Raw genomic sequence first — 14,381 nt, forward strand, 5'->3', positions numbered from 1 at the left:
ATCCGAACGGGTCATCCTGCCCGGTGCGATCGACGCGGCCACTGGAAAGCCGGGCCGCGATGCCGCAGGGTCCGGGCATGAAGGCACAGGACGAAAGCATCCATCCGGGCGCAGCGGTCGCGCCCGGCTATCTCGCCAACCATGCGGCGCGGGTGTTCAATCGCGTGGTCGATGCGGCGCTGCGTCCGCATGGCGTGTCGCTGGCGCTGATCGGGCCGATCATGCTGTTGTCGTGGAAGGGGCCGATGCTCCAGCGCGACCTGGTGCGCGATTCCGCGGTGAAGCAGCCGGCGATGGTCGCCTTGCTCGGCAAGCTTGAGGCGATGGGGCTGATCGCGCGCGAGGCGCTGGCCGAGGACCGGCGCGCGGCGATGGTGTCGCTGACCGAGCGCGGTGCGGAGATCGCGGCGATCGGCGGTGCGGCGCTGATCGATGCCAATGAGCGCGGCGTGGCGGGGATGAGCGCGGCAGAGGCGGCGCAGCTGGTGCAGCTGCTCCAGCGGCTGATCGCCAATCTGGAAGACTGAGCGGAACAAATATATCAGATGTGATGTTGTTCGGGTCCTGGAGGAATGCCCATGACCCGACGCATCTTGATCACCGGCGCGAGCATTGCCGGCACGACCGCCGCCTGGTGGCTGGGCCATCACGGCCATGACGTCACCCTGGTCGAGCGCGCGCCCGAGTTTCGCGACGGCGGCCAGAATGTCGATGTGCGCGGGGTCGGGCGCGAGGTGCTGAAGCGGATGGGGCTGGAGCAGTCGGCGCTGGACCGCGGCACCGGCGAGATCGGCACCGCCTGGGTCGATGACGAGGGCGAGGTAGCGGCCGAGTTCCTGACCGACGAGACGACCGGCGACGGGCCGACTGCGGAGATGGAGATCCTGCGCGGCGACCTGGCGCGGTTGCTGTACGATGCGGCGCGCGACCGTGCCGGGATTCGCTTCGGCGACGCGATCGCCGAACTGCACGACGCGGGCGATCAGGTGCAGGTCGTGTTCGAGAGCGGGCGGCGCGAGGCGTTCGACCTGGTGATCGTCGCCGAGGGCGTCGGATCGGCGACCCGCGAGATCGTGTTCCCGGGCGAGAATGATCCGCGCTGGATGGACATGACGATCGCCTATTTCACGATTCCGCGCGCGCCCGACGATGACCGCAAATGGCGCTGGTACCATGCGGCGGGCGGTCGCAGCGTGTCGCTGCGCCCCGACCGGCACGGCACGACGCGGGCGATGCTGAAGATCCAGAAGCCGCCCGAGGGTGAGCATGAACTGAGCGTCGAGGCGCAGAAAACATGGCTGCGCGAGCGGTTCGCCGATGTCGGGTGGGTAGGGCCGCGCGTGCTGGCGGGCATAGCGGGGACGGAGGATTTCTATTTCGACGTGCTGCGCCAGGTGCGGATGAAACGCTGGTCGAAGGGGCGGGTCGTGCTGACGGGCGATGCGGCCTGGTGCGTCACGCCGCTGGGCGGGGTGGGCGCGACGCTGGCGGTGACCGGCGCCTATGTGCTGGCAGGCGAGCTGATACGCACGGCCGATCCGGCGGAGGCGCTGGCGGCCTATGAAGCGGCGATGCGGCCGATGGTCGACTAGGCGCAGGGCGTGCCGAAGATCGCGCCGCGGCTGATGAACCCGCACAGCCGCCTGGGCATCCACCTCCTCCACGGCGTGCTGAACGTCGCCAGCCGGCCGATGCTGCGCGATCTGGCGACGAAGCTGTTCGCGCGCGACCAGAAGGAGCCCGACCTGTCGCGCTATCCGCAGGGATGAGATGCGCATGGGTCGGGCGCGCGAGCGGCGAGCGGTGCCGCGACCCTCACGCCGGCTCGTCAGTCGTCGATCGCGAGGATGCTCAGCTTGCGCTCCAGCTCGATCGCGCGGTCGCGGACCAGCGCGGTCGCGTCGGCGGCCTGCATGGCGACGTACATCGTGCCCTGTCGCGTTTCGTAAAAGGCGCTGCTGCTCTTCAGCTCGGCATCGCGGAAGGCGATCCAGCTGCGCTGCGCCGCGCGAAGCTGCGCCGCCGCCCCGGCGGGCAGGCGCCGCATCAGCGCGGTATAGGCAGCGTTGAGGCGCCGGTCATAGGCCTTGGCCGCTTCGCCCTCGCAAGCGGTCTGGCCAGCGGTCGATGCGTTGCTTTCCTTGGCCAGGCAGGCGGACAGCGCCGCCGCGGTCGGATCGGGCCTCTGACCCGCGCCGGGCGATGCCGCGGCAAGCGCGGCGATCAGGGAGAGGGTGAGCACGGCCTCACGACCCCCGGCGACGCTGGGCCACGCCCATCCCGCCGACGATCAGCAGCGGCAGGCTGAGTCCGATCAGGAACAGCGACAGCATGTTGCCGCCGACCTCGCTGTTGTTCGCGGCGCTGATCGACTGGGCCGCGGCCTGGGCATCGGTTGCGGTCATGGCGGTGGCGAAGGCGCTTTCCTGACATTTGGCGATCATGTCGGCGCCCTGATCGCGCACCCGGTTCTCGCACTGGGCGATGGTCGCGGCATCGGCCTTGGGCGGTCCGCCGTTCAGCTGGAGAGAGATGCCGACGATCAGCATCGCCGCCCCGATCACGAGGAGCAGTACCGGATTTTTCTTCATGTCAGTTCCCGCCAGTGGTGAGTCCGGCATCGAAACGATTATCGCGCAGTTTCTATCCGCGCGGATGCGACCAATGGCGGGCGGGGTGGCACCGGTGGCCCGGGCAGAACGCGCTTGCATCGGCGTCGGCGCACTTGGATATGTCGCATGACAAAGGGGAGGCATGGCGATGACACAGGCAAGTTCGACGGCAGCGCGGCCCGGTATCCTGCGCCGCCTGTCCCTGGCGTTCGGCGCCGCCGCGGCCATCCTGATCGGCGCGCCCGTGGCGATGGCCCAGTCCGCCCCGGCGCCCACGCTGACCTATGCCTTTTCCGCGCGGGTCGAGGTGGCGCCGCCGGTCGAGCAGGGCGAGATCGACGGCGGGCGCAAGCGCTTCATCCCGATCACCGGCGGCAAGGTCACCGGGCCGCGCATGACCGGTGAGGTGATGGCCGGCGGCGGCGACTGGCAGACGATCTTTCCCGGCGGCGTGACGCGGCTGGAGGCGCGATATTTCCTGAAGGCGGCGGACGGCACGGTGATCGGCGTGCAGAATGTCGGCGTGCGCGTGGCGAGCAGCGACGTGACCGAACGCCTGGCGCGCGGCGAAAAGGTCGATCCCGCGGCCTATTATTTCCGGGCAACGCCGGTGTTCGACCCGCCGCCGGGCGCGCATGCGTGGTTGCGGACGAAGACGTTTGTCGGGCGGGGGATCCGGATGCCGGATCATGTGGTGATTGATTTTTACGTGGTGGAGTGAGCGCTCGGGGGGCGGTTGCCGCTGGGGCAGCTTTGCGCGCGATCCTGGTCTTTCCCGATCCCGTGAGTGGATCCTGAAAGCTGCCGTCCCTTCACATCCGACGCGAACGGCCAAGACTCGGCTATTGCGGTCGGTCCGGCGAGCCATCGTTCGAGATCGATGCCAAGTGCTTATCACGTGCGCCGCTGTTGGACGGTATACGGCCCGTCTGTACCTCGGGCACTCGAGCGGACGGGCCGCTCAAATTGTCCTACGCGTCGGAAATCGCATCCACGATCGCCTGCTCGACCGGCGAGTAGCCTCCGTCCCGCCGATGCAAAGCGAGTGGCTCGCGCGGTATCAAAGGCGGTTGCGCCATGAACCGCGGCGCGGTTCCCCGATGCCGCTGCGCAGCGTGCACGAGAAGCGGATGGCATAAATAAACCGTGCCCGCATTGCCGACGGCCAATTCCTCTCTCCTCTCCGCCGAGTTGGCGAAACCATCTGCGGCAAGCTCGCGAAGGGTCAGGCCAGCTTCGCCTGCGGGAGCGAGTTGCCTTGCGATATCGGCATGAGAACCCACGCGGATGCGCGTCGGCGCATCATCGACACCAACGTCTGAAAAAAGGAAGAGCATGAGCAGGGCTCGCCCTTTGCTGCTGACATTGGCGCGCCATTCCATGAAGTCCGGGTGTTCGGTCCCAAAGCTAGGTCGTGTTGACAAAGTGGATTCCCAAACGACCTGATCTCTGATTCAAGGCTGCTCTTTGCAGGGGGCGGCGATGGCGCGTGGCGATCTGACGGACGAGGAATGGTCGGTGCTCGAAGGGCTGCTGCCGTCCGAGCGAGGCCGAAAGGCGCGCCCTGCCCATGACAATCGGCGATTTCTAAACGGGATGCTGCATGTACTGCGGGTTGGCTGCCCCTGGCGCGACATGCACGAGCGCTACGGCAAGTGGAACTCGGTCTATGTGCGGTTCCGGCGTTGGGCGGAACAAGGCGTCTGGGATGCGATGCTGGCCACGCTGGTCGAGTTCGGGCTGACCGACGACTGGCAGCACATGATCGACAGCACCACGGTTCGCGGCCATGTTTCGGCAGCGGGCGCTAAAGGGGGACTCATAAGGAGGCTTTTGGTCGATCACGCGGCGGCTTTACGTGCAAAGTCCACGCCCGTTGTGACAATCAGGGACGCCCTCTTGGCTTCATCCTGACTGGCGGGGAGGCATCGGATTATAGCGCTGTCGATGACCTCATGGCGTTGCCTGTCGACAAGCCCAAGGCGCTGCTGGCCGATAAAGGGTATGACGGCGATGCGGTCCGGGCGAACCTGTTGATGCGCGGCATCCTGCCGATCATCCCGCCAAAGGCCAACCGGCGCGAACACATCGCCTGCGACTTCCGTCGATACCGAGACCGTAACCGCATCGAGCGCATGTTCGGCCACCTCAAGCATCAACGCCGCATCGCCACCCGCTACGACAAAACCGCGCTGTCGTTCGCCAGTTTCCTCAATCTTGCCGCTATCCGCAGGTGGTTGCCTAACTTTGTCAACAGCGCCTAACATCAATGTGCCAGCCATCGTCGCCGACCGACTCTTGAGAGGGAAAGCGCACAGGAAAGGTGCCAAGGCCTCCGCAAGGACACCAGCGGCCAGCACCGACAAGCCGATCAAACGCCGCACGCAGTTTCGGCGTATTTGCGGCCTCCCGGAACGGGGCTTGATTGAATTGGCCCAGTCGCACGACCGGCTGGGTCCATGTTGAACGATCGTCGGGGTCGCAGCCGGTGGCTTTCCACAAGATTGCGCGCGCTTGTGCCGCTGTCTCTTCGCTGAAGGCCTCGTCGATACGGATGAAGCCGTCGCGCAAGAACGCGGAAATGTCATCTGCGCTCAACGCAGGATTTGATTGGTTTCGCATGAAGTCTCTCGCAAGGCGTGGGTCATCGGGCGGCAAAGCCGCCCACGGAGCCGAAACCGGCCCGCTCAGATCAGCGGGAAGGCGAACGCGCGATTGAGAGCGATGAATTTCATACGTTCATTCATAAAGCGATACGTGGCGGGCGCAACTGCGCAACGCCAGGCTTTAGACATTCTAACATTAGCTGATATCCAATTCAGACGCAAATCCGCGCAGTGGCCAGCGTCGGAAACTGGTCGCGAGTTGCCGTTGGATGTGACCGGCGCGGGATCGCAGCTTTCCTGAGTCGGGCGCCTGTATCCGCCAATCCGCTGTCGGCCCAATTTCTGATGTTTGCTCGACGTCGATTCCCGCGGGCAGACCTCGCGAACGTCATAACGAAAGCATGCAGAGAAACTGGCGGCCGATCATTCGCGCCGAGATGGACGCTGCTTTTCATACCGCCTGGGATCCACCAGATTTTTGCGACGGCTGAAATCGACGGTGGTAAATGGTTCGCACGTCGGGCCGCGGAGGTAGATCGCACGTCAGAACGAAATTATAGACCCGTATCCCGTGCTGCCCTGATTGGACTGTTTTTGTTGAGCGGGTGCTCGGATGCGTGGTCCGTCACCAACCAGAATGCTGGCAACCGATCAGAGACGAAGGCGCCGGTAGGACAGGCCAATGAGACCGTGCCGGAGTATCTGAAAGCAAAATTCATTCCGACCCGGAAGAAATGCGCGAGCGACGCGCTGGCCCAGTCGAGCTGCATGATTCATCTGATCCTGGAGGATCTCGATGAGAATTATGACCTGAGATATGCGGGCGGCATTTCGGGGATCAAGAAGGGCTTGCCGATGACCTATGTCGTCTCGCTGCCGCAGGAGGAGCGGATCGACCTGCTCACCTACACGTTCGAACGGCGCGGCGACATGATCGGCATCAAGAGCAAAGTGATGGGCACCGAACGATAGCTCGTGCTCCGGTTCGAGGCAGAAGCTTTCTCCACGAACGACGGGCGAATTCGAGCGTGCTAAACTCCTGCGCACGTCACTGCCGGGAGGGGGACCGCATGTCTGAACGGAGCTCGACGCCCATAATGCGCACAGCCCTGATTGGCCTGGTCCTGTTGAGCGGCTGCTCGGACGCGGGATCCGTCACCAACAACGATGCCGGCAACGGATCAGACAGGAAGGCACCCATGGAACAGGCCAACCAGACCGTGCCGGAATATCTGAAAGTCGAGTTCGTTCCGACCCGGAGGACATGCGCGAGCGACGCGCTGGCCGAGTCGAACTGCATGATCAAGTTGATCCTTGAGGATCTCGACGAGAATTATGCGCTGAGATTTGCGGGGGGCATTCCGGGATCAAGATGACCTTGCCGATGACCTATGTCGTCTCGCTGCCGCAGGAGGAGCGGATCGACCAGCTCACCTACACATTCGAACGGCGTGACGGAAAGATCGGCATCAAGAGCAAGGTGATGGGCGCCGACTGGTAGCTGATGCCGTCGCTGCGTGACGAGGCGGCAGCAATTGCGTGGCACAAAGGGTCGCGGCGTGCCCGGGACCGGATCGAGGCGGCCGGCAATCGAACCTCAGGGTCGTTGCGGTGCGTGTCGAATTGTGGATGCTTCGCGGGCATGAGAGACATTGCCGATACCGTGCCTACCAAGGGCCCCGGCCGGGCGTTCCAGTGTTGCGAGCCCTGTCGGCCGATGACAGCGGCCTATCGGGATGCGTGAGACCATGAAGAAGGACGCGTCCCCTTCGAATCTGGCCCGGCGGCAGGAGATCGGGCGCGAACGCCGCATGCGAACGCGCGCGCGGATTATCGCTGCGACGTTCGAACTGATGGGCGAAGAAAATGGCCTTTGGTCGCGCGTCGAGGATGTGGCGGCGCGCGCCGGGATCACCCGCGCGACATTCTACGATCATTTCACCGGTCTGACCGAACTGCGGGAGGCGTTGACCTATGAGTTGACGCACAGTTTCCAGACTGCGGTGTCGGAGGCCATCGCGACGCTGCCCGACCCCCGCGAGCGGGCGTGCGCGGCGACCCGCCTCTATCTGGAGCGCGTTCGGCGGGACAGGCATTGGGGCTGGTCGATGGTTAACCTGAGCGCGACCGGCTTCATCTTCGGTGCCGAGACGTTCGGGCGGGCCGAGGCGACGATCGGCGAAGGGATCGCCGCGGGCCGGCTGACGATCGGGGATGCGAGACTGGGCCGCGACATGCTGATGGGCGCAGCATTTGCAGCGATGGTTACCATGCTGCGCGAGGACACCAAGGAGGATTATCCGGCGCGGATCGCGTGTGGAACGCTGATGGCGATGGGCGTCAGCGCGGCGGATGCCTGGGAGATTGCGGTCCGACCGCTGCCGGCCATCGAATAAGAGAATCTTACAGCCCGTAAGATTCGATTGCCCGATCTTACAATCTGACATAGTGTAAAATTCGAATCTGCACCAAGAGGCCGAAACGCCTCGTCGGCGGTGATCGGGCCAGTGGACACCATGGCCTGGTCTCCGGGAACGCCGCTGCAGTACCGGTGGGAGATGGGTGATGGATAAGGAACTCAATGGCGTCCTCGACAGGTGGAGCGGGCCATCTTCCGACATCGATCTCTATAGCGACGACGCGCTGGCGGATCCCTATACGCGGTATCGAGAATTACGGGACCTGGGCAGCGCGGTGTATCTGACGTCGGTCGATGCGTGGTTCATCGGACGCTTCGCGGATGTGCGGGCGGCGCTGGCCGACTGGCGCAGCTTTTCCTCACAGCAGGGGATCGGCCTCAATCCCGTTATCAACGCAGCGTGGAGCGAAGCGCTGATCTGCCAGGATCCGCCGGTGCATACATATCGCCGCAAGTTGATGGCGGAGGTGCTGGGTCCCGCAGCGCTAAAACCGCTGGAAGCGACGATCGCAGCACGGGCGGATGCCCTTGCGCTCAAGATTGCCGAGGCGGGCGTGTTCGACGGCGTTCGGGATTTCGCGCACGATCTGCCCATCAACATCGTGATGGACTTGATCGGCTGGCCGGAAGATGTCCGGCCGCGGCTGCTGGCGATCGCCGACGGGGCGTGGAACGCGGCCGGCCCGATGAACGCGCGAACCGAGGAGGGATTGTCCACGCTCGAGGAGATGATGACGCTGATCGCTGACATCTACGACGCAAATCGCGTCATCCCCGGCGGGTTCGCGAGCCAGTTGATCCAGGCGTCGCAAGCCGGGCAGATCACGCGGGATACCACCATCGGGATGCTTGCCGGCTACATCGTCGCCGCATTCGAGACCACCATCGCCGCCGCCGCTTCCGGCCTGGCGCTTTTTGCCGAGTATCCGGAGGAGTGGGAAAAGCTTCGTGCCAATCCGGCGCTGGCGGTGCAGGCGGCGAACGAGATCGTGCGCATCGATCCGCCGATCCAGCGGTTCGCGCGCGTTACCAGCGTCGACGCGACCTTGTCCGATGGCAGCCTTGTCCCTGCACAGGCGCGCGTGATCCTGTCATACGCCAGCGCAAATCGGGATGAACGGGCGTTCGACTCGCCCGATATCTTCAGGATCGATCGCCGGGAGCGAATGCAACTCGGGTTCGGCCACGGCCCACATGGCTGTCTTGGGCAGGCGCTCGCCCGGATGGAACTGACCGCGATCTTCACCGCGCTGGCCGGGCGGGTCCGCCGGCTGGAGCTTGCCGGCGAGCCCAGCCGCAGCCTCAACAATGTGACGGCGGGTTTTTCGACACTGCCGATGCGCGCGATCGTGGCATAGTCCGACGCAGGCGCGTCATTCCTCCAGCGCCAACATACCGTGCCGCAGGCGGTGTGCGCTTACTCCTTCAACAACCCCGCCGCCCGCAGCGCATGGTTGATCACCCGCAGCGGATCGAGGCGGCCACCCTCGATCGGGGCGAGTTCGGGGGCTTCGTCGGGCGCTGCGGTCGGCGCTGGGCCGGCGGGCTTCGGGGCCGGCGCGGGCGCTGCCTCTGGTGCGGCGGCCTCGGCGGGGACGAGGCCCCAGCCGGCGGCGATGCGCCACGTCGAGGAGATGCCCATGTCGAGCATATAGGGGCCGGGCACGCCGCAGGCCTCCGCGGTGCCGGTGGCCAGCGGCACGCCGTGGCCCATGCCGGCGATGGCATATTCCTCGACCGCCAGGCTGCCGTCGGGGTGGTGCCAGGCGCGGTGGGCGTGGCCGTCGATCCGGTCGACCCGGTCGGGGGCGGCGATGCCGTGCAGCTCGGTCCATTGATGGAGGATCATCGCGGCGCTGACCGCCTCCACCGTGCGATCGGCGGTGCCATGCCAGACCGCGACGGTGGGCCAGGGGCCGCGATGCGGCGAGGCGGCGCGGACCAGGCCAGCGAGCGCGGTGCGGTCATAGCCCTGGCCGCGCATTCGGTCGAACGCCTCGGGCACGGTGCCGGCGACGCCGTAGGGCAGGCCGGCGATGATCGCGCCGCCGGCGAAGAGCTCCGGATAGGCGGCGAGCATCACCGACGTCATGGCGCCGCCCGCGGACAGGCCGGTGACGAAGACGCGCGCGGGATCGATCGCGTGGCGCTCGGTGGCGGTGGCGACCATCTGGTGGATCGACTCCGCCTCTCCGCCGCCGCGGCGGATGTCGGCGGGGGCGAACCAGTTGAAGCAGAGGTTCGGATTGTTCGCCCGCTGCTGCTCGGCATAGAGCAGGGCGAAGCCGTAGCGGTCGGCAAGCTGCGACCAGCCCGAGCCGCGGTCATAGCCGGCGGCGGTCTGGGTACAGCCATGAAGGACGAGGACGAGCGGGCTGCCGGGCGGCAGGTCGGCGGGGACGTGCATCCAGGCGCGAAGCTGGCCGGGGTTGGATCCGAAGCGGTCGAGCGGGGTGAGGCTGCCGGGATCGGCGGCGGGATCCAGCGGGTCGATTCCGGGCGCAAAACCCTTCAGACGGGACAGGGTGTCGGACAGAGTACGCATCGCTAACCCCTTGATCCTTCATGGGTGCCGGCGCTTCCGGAGTTGCCATGAGAATTATTGTGCAATGCAGCATAGCTAGGCTTCCTCGGCGCGATTGCAACGGCAATCGGCGGCGGTGCCGGCCAAAATGAGTGACCCGGCGCGATTGGCCGCGGTGGGTGTCCGCTTTGGCGGGCGGGGTCCGTCTTCCCCTTCGAGAGGCAGGCAGGGGACGGGATATGGGTGAGGATGCGCGCATGCGGCGGATGGTGGTGCTCCTGTGCGGCGTGATCGCCGCGTCGCCGGCCCCGGCGCAGGTAGTGGTGCTGAACGGCAAATCGACGATCGGATCCGATTCGAGCGCGGGGCAGCTGTTCACGGTCGTCTCGGCCAATTCGGGCGGCGCGCGGGTGTCGATCCGCACCGGACCCGACGTGGCGCTGATCTGTGACCAGAAGGCGCCGGTCACGCGCTGTTCGGCATGGGTGAAGACGGGCGCGCGGATCCTGATCGAGATGCGACGGCCGGCGTCGCCGCTGGTGCCGCCGGGGCGCGGCACGCCGCCGACGCGCGAGCAATGGGGGCGCAGCGGGTGTCCCGGCACGCTGACGGGCACGGACTGCACCGTGGTGATGAGCGCGGCGCGGACGGTGGCGGTCGACTGGTCGAAGTGACGGGCAGGCAGGGAGTGGGACGATGAGAGACGGGGTGGTGGGGCCGGTTCAGGTGGCTGGGCCGGTGCCGCTGCCGCCGGCGGAATCGCTGTCATGATCCTCTCCCTCGGTGCCGCCGCCGGCGCCCGATCCGCTGCCATGGACCTCGCCGGTGGCGGGATCGAAGAAGGCGCGGCGGCCGGCCTCGGGCGGGTCGTTGGGGTCGTTCGGGGCGGGGGCGCGATCGGCCCTGGGATCGACCTCGCCGGCGGGGTGGCGGCGTCCCTCGGCCTGTTCGCGTTTGAGATGGTAATCCTGGCCGGAATAGCCGTCGGTCGCGTCGAAGGAGTTGGCGGGATCGGGTGTGTTGCGGTCGGTCATGATGCTGGTCTGCGCCTTCGCCAACACGGTGGGCTTGTGGGGGGTTCCGCTCGCGACGTGCTGGACGTAGCGGCGGCGAGGCCGCACAAGGCGGGCGCGGGCGGCATCGGGCGCTCGCGGTCAGGAGCGCGGATCCGACGATGCAGTCCACTCTGTCTGAAATCCGCGCCGCGCTGGACGACGAGCGGCTGCGAGTGGCGATGGCCGAGCGGCGCGCGCTGCATCTCCCTTCCGTACTGGCGGCGCCGGGCGGCGTCTGGACCATGGAAGATCTCGACGCAGTACTCGCGCGCGGGGCGGTGCCGGCGTCCGAGATCGCGATGTATCTTGGCGATCGCGGCGTCGATCTGGAAGCGATGCGGATCGCGGACAAGGGATGGATCCGGCCGGCGGCACTTGGCGCGGTGGCGCGGCAGGGCGCGACGCTGGTGGTCACGAACCTTCAGCAGCATAGCGATCGGCTGTGGTCGCTTGCCTGCGCGGCGCAGGACTGGCTGGGCGACCGGGTGACGATCGGCGCGATCGCTTCGTTCGGGCAGGCCGGACTGAAGCTGCATTATGATCCCGAGGACCTGATCGTCCTGCAACTGGCCGGCAGCAAGCGCTGGCGCTTCCACGGCGAGGCGGCGCGCGACAGTGCGCGGTCGCGCGGGCCGGCGGACGAGCGCGATCATCCGGTGACGAACGAGCTGGTGATGGCGCCGGGGGACATCCTGTATGTTCCCGCCGGTCTGCGCCATCGCTGCGAACCCCAGGGCATGTCGCTGCATCTCGGGCTGCTGGTCGATCACTTGTCGGGACGCGACCTGCTCGCGCAGTTCGTCCGATCGGTCCGGGACGACCCGGTGCTGAATGAGCCGTTCCAGCGTTTCCTCGGCGAAGACGCGGTCGCGCAACAGGCCGAGCGCGTGAAGGCGCGGCTGATGACGCTGATCGGCGCGAGCGATCCGATGGGCGCGGTCGCGGCGCTCGCAGCTGGGCGCGAAGGCGTGCCGACGGCCGGCCTGCCTACCGAGAAGGACAAACCGCTTCTCTCGAACTGATCCACGAATCGGCTTGCCGATTCGCATCGGCTGCCCTGGGTCCGGGCGCTGCGTGTCGCGGATCCATTCCGTGCCCCCGATTAAAGCTCGGCAAAAATGTGGCTGATCCGGTTCGGTTGCGGAACAATAGGCGGTGCGCCGAGTTTTCGTCGCCGTCCGGGTGACCGGCGACAAATGCCTGTTCTGGTCCGCTTCAGAGTTTCTCCCCCGATTTCAAGACGTCAGCAGTTGTGAGGCCAAAGGTCAACTCGCCTCGCAGTCGATTGACTTAGGTAACAAACGGGAAGTAGCCCTGACCGGGTCGACGTTGTTCGGTGGCGCCGGTTCGTAATGGCGGCGTCACAGATCAGGCGTTTGCATGCCTTCGAAGGGAGAATCGAAAGGTGGGTGAGCAGCGTGGGTACGGCAGGGTTTTGTCATGCGCCGGATTTATATTGGCGTCCCTTGCCTGGTGCGGCAGCGCCTATGCTCAGAATGTTCCGCCGCCGAGTCTTCCGTCGCCCGAACAGGTAACGCCGCCGACTCCGGAACTACGCCAGCCCTCGACCGTGCAGGTCGATTCGCGCGCTGCGTTCGAGCGCGAAAGCTGTCCGTTCGACAATTCGCCACTGCGGCTGAACCTGCAGCGGGTCGAGTTCACCCGGGTCGATGGCAGCGCGCTGCCGCCCGAGATCGCGGCGATCATCGCCAAGCTGAAGCAGCCGAGCGGAGACCAGTCGATCCGCGTCGTGTGCGACCTGCGCGACCAGACCAACGAGGCGCTGCGCCGCGAGGGCTGGGTGGCATCGGTGCAGGTGCCGCCGCAGGAGATCGCCGACGGCGTGCTGCGGCTGCACGTCGTGACCGCGCGGATGGTCGAGACGCGGGTGCGGGGCAATGCCGGGCCGTATGAGGCGCTGCTGCGCGAGCGGCTGGCGACGCTGCAGGCGCAGGATCCGCTGAACGAACGGGTGATCGAGCGGCTGCTGCTGCTGGCGGGCGACGTGCCGGGGCTGGACGTACAGCTGGCGCTGCGCCCGGCCGGCGGGCAGCAGGGCGATGTGATCGGCGAGGTGACGATCAGCTATCGCCGCTTCACCGTGCTGGCCAATGTCCAGAACTACAACTCGCGCATCCTGGGGCGCGAGACCGGCTATGTCCGCGCCGAATATTACGGCCTGACCGGGCTGAGCGACCTGACCTATCTCGGCTTTTCCAGCACCGCGGACTTCAAGGAACAGCGGATCCTGCAGGGCGGCCATATCATGGGACTGGGCCCCAGCGGCACAACGGCGGGCATCCGGGCAAGCTATGCCTGGTCGCGGCCCGACCTGGGGGCGCTCGACTATCGCACCGATACTCTGATCCTGGGCTTCGACCTCACCCAGCCGCTGGTCCGGTCGCTGAACGGCAATATCAGCCTGGGCGCGGGCTTCGACTATATCGACCAGCTGACCGATATCCATTCGGGCGACCTCAAGCTGCCGCTGACCGGCGACAAGATGCGCATCGCCTATGCCAGCGTCAGCGGCGACACGCGCGAGCTGCGCCGCGACGGCAGCATCATCTGGTCGCTGCGCGGCGCGCTGGAGCTGCGCAAGGGGTTCGACATTTTCGGCGCGTCGCAGCCGGGCTTCAGCGGCGGGCGGACCCAGTCGCGGATCGACGGCCGGTCGGACGCCTTCGTGGCGCGGGCCAGCCTGGAAGGCATAGTGGGCCTGACGTCCAACTTCCGCATCGTCGGGCGCGCACAGGGTCAGTGGACCAACGACTCGCTGCTCAACTACGAGGAATTCGCGCTCGGCAATCTGACGATCGGCCGTGGCTATGATCCTGGCGCGAACAGCGGCGACCGGGCGGCGGCGATCAGCGGCGAGGCGCAGTTCGACGTGCCAGCGTTCAACTGGCTGACCACCCAGGTCTTCGGCTTCTATGATTTCGTGTATCTCGACAATCTGGACCGCGGATCAACCGAGCGCGACCGGAAATTCTCCAGCTATGGCGGCGGTCTGCGCCTCGGCCTGCCGGGGCAGGCACTACTGGAAGTCACCTATGCCCGGCCGATGGACCGGGCGCTCACCATCGATGAGGCGCGGCCGACCGACCGCGTCCTGGTTTCCCTGTCGCTGAGGTTTAGCGACTCGGTACGGTAGTAAGGAGTCGA

Annotated in this window: 18 protein-coding genes and 1 pseudogene; 13 read left to right on the forward strand and 6 right to left on the reverse strand. The window is 66.3% G+C overall.

Going from position 1 to position 14,381, the window contains the following annotated elements; all coding sequences use genetic code 11:
• The first annotated feature begins 77 nt into the window (after positions 1 to 77).
• Genes ACZ1H8_RS11475 through ACZ1H8_RS11485 form a run of 3 tightly spaced genes read left to right on the forward strand, consistent with a single transcriptional unit; the run spans position 78 to position 1,769 of the window.
• Entirely contained in the window at positions 78 to 527 is a 450-nt protein-coding gene (locus tag ACZ1H8_RS11475) for a MarR family winged helix-turn-helix transcriptional regulator (protein WP_465177329.1), read from the forward strand.
• A gap of 51 nt (positions 528 to 578) precedes the next feature.
• A complete protein-coding gene (locus ACZ1H8_RS11480; RefSeq protein ID WP_465177330.1) occupies positions 579 to 1,592 on the forward strand; it encodes an FAD-dependent monooxygenase in 1,014 nt (337 codons plus the stop codon).
• Positions 1,593 to 1,601: 9 nt separating this feature from the next.
• Positions 1,602 to 1,769, forward strand: a complete 168-nt coding sequence (locus tag ACZ1H8_RS11485; protein ID WP_465177331.1) for a hypothetical protein — start codon at positions 1,602 to 1,604, stop codon at positions 1,767 to 1,769.
• Between the two features lie 59 nt (positions 1,770 to 1,828).
• Here the strand turns inward: ACZ1H8_RS11485 and ACZ1H8_RS11490 are convergent, their stop codons facing one another.
• Both ACZ1H8_RS11490 and ACZ1H8_RS11495 read right to left on the reverse strand, forming a co-directional pair.
• The gene (locus ACZ1H8_RS11490) at positions 1,829 to 2,242 is read right to left on the reverse strand and encodes a lysozyme inhibitor LprI family protein (RefSeq protein WP_465177332.1); all 414 of its coding nucleotides are present in this window, start codon (positions 2,240 to 2,242) and stop codon (positions 1,829 to 1,831) included.
• A 4-nt stretch (positions 2,243 to 2,246) separates the two neighbouring features.
• Positions 2,247 to 2,591 carry a hypothetical protein gene (locus tag ACZ1H8_RS11495; RefSeq protein ID WP_465177333.1) on the reverse strand — a complete coding sequence of 115 codons (345 nt, stop codon included), beginning with the start codon at positions 2,589 to 2,591 and terminating at the stop codon, positions 2,247 to 2,249.
• 169 nt (positions 2,592 to 2,760) lie between these two features.
• Between ACZ1H8_RS11495 and ACZ1H8_RS11500 the strand changes: the two genes are divergently transcribed.
• A complete protein-coding gene (locus ACZ1H8_RS11500) occupies positions 2,761 to 3,333 on the forward strand; it encodes a DUF3237 domain-containing protein (protein WP_465177334.1) in 573 nt (190 codons plus the stop codon).
• A gap of 250 nt (positions 3,334 to 3,583) precedes the next feature.
• On the opposite strand, the gene ACZ1H8_RS11505 is transcribed toward ACZ1H8_RS11500, so the two are convergent.
• Positions 3,584 to 3,994, reverse strand: a complete 411-nt coding sequence (locus tag ACZ1H8_RS11505) for a phytanoyl-CoA dioxygenase family protein (protein ID WP_465177335.1) — start codon at positions 3,992 to 3,994, stop codon at positions 3,584 to 3,586.
• A 100-nt stretch (positions 3,995 to 4,094) separates the two neighbouring features.
• On the opposite strand from ACZ1H8_RS11505, the pseudogene ACZ1H8_RS11510 reads away from it, so the two are divergent.
• A pseudogene (locus tag ACZ1H8_RS11510) lies at positions 4,095 to 4,876 on the forward strand (IS5 family transposase).
• On the opposite strand, the gene ACZ1H8_RS11515 reads toward ACZ1H8_RS11510, so the two are convergent.
• Complete coding sequence (locus ACZ1H8_RS11515; protein WP_465177336.1) at positions 4,863 to 5,234, reverse strand: hypothetical protein; 372 nt, start codon at positions 5,232 to 5,234, stop codon at positions 4,863 to 4,865. The pseudogene ACZ1H8_RS11510 and the gene ACZ1H8_RS11515 sit on opposite strands and share 14 nt — an antisense overlap.
• A gap of 752 nt (positions 5,235 to 5,986) precedes the next feature.
• On the opposite strand from ACZ1H8_RS11515, the gene ACZ1H8_RS11520 reads away from it, so the two are divergent.
• The 5 genes from ACZ1H8_RS11520 to ACZ1H8_RS11540 all read left to right on the forward strand — a co-directional run bounded on the left by ACZ1H8_RS11520 (position 5,987) and on the right by ACZ1H8_RS11540 (position 8,995).
• Entirely contained in the window at positions 5,987 to 6,190 is a 204-nt protein-coding gene (locus tag ACZ1H8_RS11520; RefSeq protein WP_465177337.1) for a hypothetical protein, read from the forward strand.
• Between the two features lie 98 nt (positions 6,191 to 6,288).
• Entirely contained in the window at positions 6,289 to 6,594 is a 306-nt protein-coding gene (locus ACZ1H8_RS11525; RefSeq protein ID WP_465177338.1) for a hypothetical protein, read from the forward strand.
• A complete protein-coding gene (locus ACZ1H8_RS11530) occupies positions 6,591 to 6,719 on the forward strand; it encodes a hypothetical protein (RefSeq protein WP_465177339.1) in 129 nt (42 codons plus the stop codon). Before ACZ1H8_RS11525 ends, ACZ1H8_RS11530 begins: the two co-directional genes overlap by 4 nt.
• A gap of 310 nt (positions 6,720 to 7,029) precedes the next feature.
• Complete coding sequence (locus tag ACZ1H8_RS11535; RefSeq protein ID WP_465177340.1) at positions 7,030 to 7,614, forward strand: TetR/AcrR family transcriptional regulator; 585 nt, start codon at positions 7,030 to 7,032, stop codon at positions 7,612 to 7,614.
• Between the two features lie 169 nt (positions 7,615 to 7,783).
• Positions 7,784 to 8,995: a cytochrome P450 gene (locus ACZ1H8_RS11540; RefSeq protein ID WP_465177341.1), complete on the forward strand. Its 1,212-nt coding sequence runs from the start codon at positions 7,784 to 7,786 to the stop codon at positions 8,993 to 8,995.
• A 59-nt stretch (positions 8,996 to 9,054) separates the two neighbouring features.
• Here the strand turns inward: ACZ1H8_RS11540 and ACZ1H8_RS11545 are convergent, their stop codons facing one another.
• Positions 9,055 to 10,182, reverse strand: coding sequence for an extracellular catalytic domain type 1 short-chain-length polyhydroxyalkanoate depolymerase (locus ACZ1H8_RS11545; protein ID WP_465177342.1), 1,128 nt, complete (start codon positions 10,180 to 10,182; stop codon positions 9,055 to 9,057).
• 218 nt (positions 10,183 to 10,400) lie between these two features.
• Here ACZ1H8_RS11545 and ACZ1H8_RS11550 point away from each other — a divergent pair, with 218 nt between their 5' ends.
• The gene (locus tag ACZ1H8_RS11550) at positions 10,401 to 10,835 is read left to right on the forward strand and encodes a hypothetical protein (RefSeq protein ID WP_465177343.1); all 435 of its coding nucleotides are present in this window, start codon (positions 10,401 to 10,403) and stop codon (positions 10,833 to 10,835) included.
• A 48-nt stretch (positions 10,836 to 10,883) separates the two neighbouring features.
• On the opposite strand, the gene ACZ1H8_RS11555 is transcribed toward ACZ1H8_RS11550, so the two are convergent.
• Complete coding sequence (locus ACZ1H8_RS11555; RefSeq protein ID WP_465177344.1) at positions 10,884 to 11,195, reverse strand: hypothetical protein; 312 nt, start codon at positions 11,193 to 11,195, stop codon at positions 10,884 to 10,886.
• A gap of 140 nt (positions 11,196 to 11,335) precedes the next feature.
• Between ACZ1H8_RS11555 and ACZ1H8_RS11560 the strand changes: the two genes are divergently transcribed.
• Complete coding sequence (locus tag ACZ1H8_RS11560; protein ID WP_465177345.1) at positions 11,336 to 12,238, forward strand: JmjC domain-containing protein; 903 nt, start codon at positions 11,336 to 11,338, stop codon at positions 12,236 to 12,238.
• 434 nt (positions 12,239 to 12,672) lie between these two features.
• Positions 12,673 to 14,370: a ShlB/FhaC/HecB family hemolysin secretion/activation protein gene (locus ACZ1H8_RS11565; RefSeq protein WP_465177346.1), complete on the forward strand. Its 1,698-nt coding sequence runs from the start codon at positions 12,673 to 12,675 to the stop codon at positions 14,368 to 14,370.
• Positions 14,371 to 14,381 lie beyond the last annotated feature (11 nt).

The sequence above is a fragment of the Sphingomonas sp. BL-S-25 genome, from assembly GCF_055521555.1.

Excerpts from the sequence above, each read along its gene's own strand:
- ACZ1H8_RS11535 (WP_465177340.1), top strand. The coding sequence starts at position 7,030 with ATGCGAACGCGCGCGCGGATTATCGCTGCGACGTTCGAACTGATGGGC.
- ACZ1H8_RS11480 (WP_465177330.1), top strand. The coding sequence starts at position 579 with ATGACCCGACGCATCTTGATCACCGGCGCGAGCATTGCCGGCACGACC.
- ACZ1H8_RS11555 (WP_465177344.1), bottom strand. The coding sequence starts at position 11,195 with ATGACCGACCGCAACACACCCGATCCCGCCAACTCCTTCGACGCGACC.
- ACZ1H8_RS11495 (WP_465177333.1), bottom strand. The coding sequence starts at position 2,591 with ATGAAGAAAAATCCGGTACTGCTCCTCGTGATCGGGGCGGCGATGCTG.
- ACZ1H8_RS11500 (WP_465177334.1), top strand. The coding sequence starts at position 2,761 with ATGACACAGGCAAGTTCGACGGCAGCGCGGCCCGGTATCCTGCGCCGC.
- ACZ1H8_RS11475 (WP_465177329.1), top strand. The coding sequence starts at position 78 with ATGAAGGCACAGGACGAAAGCATCCATCCGGGCGCAGCGGTCGCGCCC.
- ACZ1H8_RS11530 (WP_465177339.1), top strand. The coding sequence starts at position 6,591 with ATGACCTTGCCGATGACCTATGTCGTCTCGCTGCCGCAGGAGGAGCGG.
- ACZ1H8_RS11520 (WP_465177337.1), top strand. The coding sequence starts at position 5,987 with ATGATTCATCTGATCCTGGAGGATCTCGATGAGAATTATGACCTGAGA.
- ACZ1H8_RS11540 (WP_465177341.1), top strand. The coding sequence starts at position 7,784 with ATGGATAAGGAACTCAATGGCGTCCTCGACAGGTGGAGCGGGCCATCT.
- ACZ1H8_RS11525 (WP_465177338.1), top strand. The coding sequence starts at position 6,289 with ATGTCTGAACGGAGCTCGACGCCCATAATGCGCACAGCCCTGATTGGC.
- ACZ1H8_RS11545 (WP_465177342.1), bottom strand. The coding sequence starts at position 10,182 with ATGCGTACTCTGTCCGACACCCTGTCCCGTCTGAAGGGTTTTGCGCCC.
- ACZ1H8_RS11505 (WP_465177335.1), bottom strand. The coding sequence starts at position 3,994 with ATGGAATGGCGCGCCAATGTCAGCAGCAAAGGGCGAGCCCTGCTCATG.
- ACZ1H8_RS11560 (WP_465177345.1), top strand. The coding sequence starts at position 11,336 with ATGCAGTCCACTCTGTCTGAAATCCGCGCCGCGCTGGACGACGAGCGG.
- ACZ1H8_RS11515 (WP_465177336.1), bottom strand. The coding sequence starts at position 5,234 with ATGCGAAACCAATCAAATCCTGCGTTGAGCGCAGATGACATTTCCGCG.
- ACZ1H8_RS11550 (WP_465177343.1), top strand. The coding sequence starts at position 10,401 with ATGGGTGAGGATGCGCGCATGCGGCGGATGGTGGTGCTCCTGTGCGGC.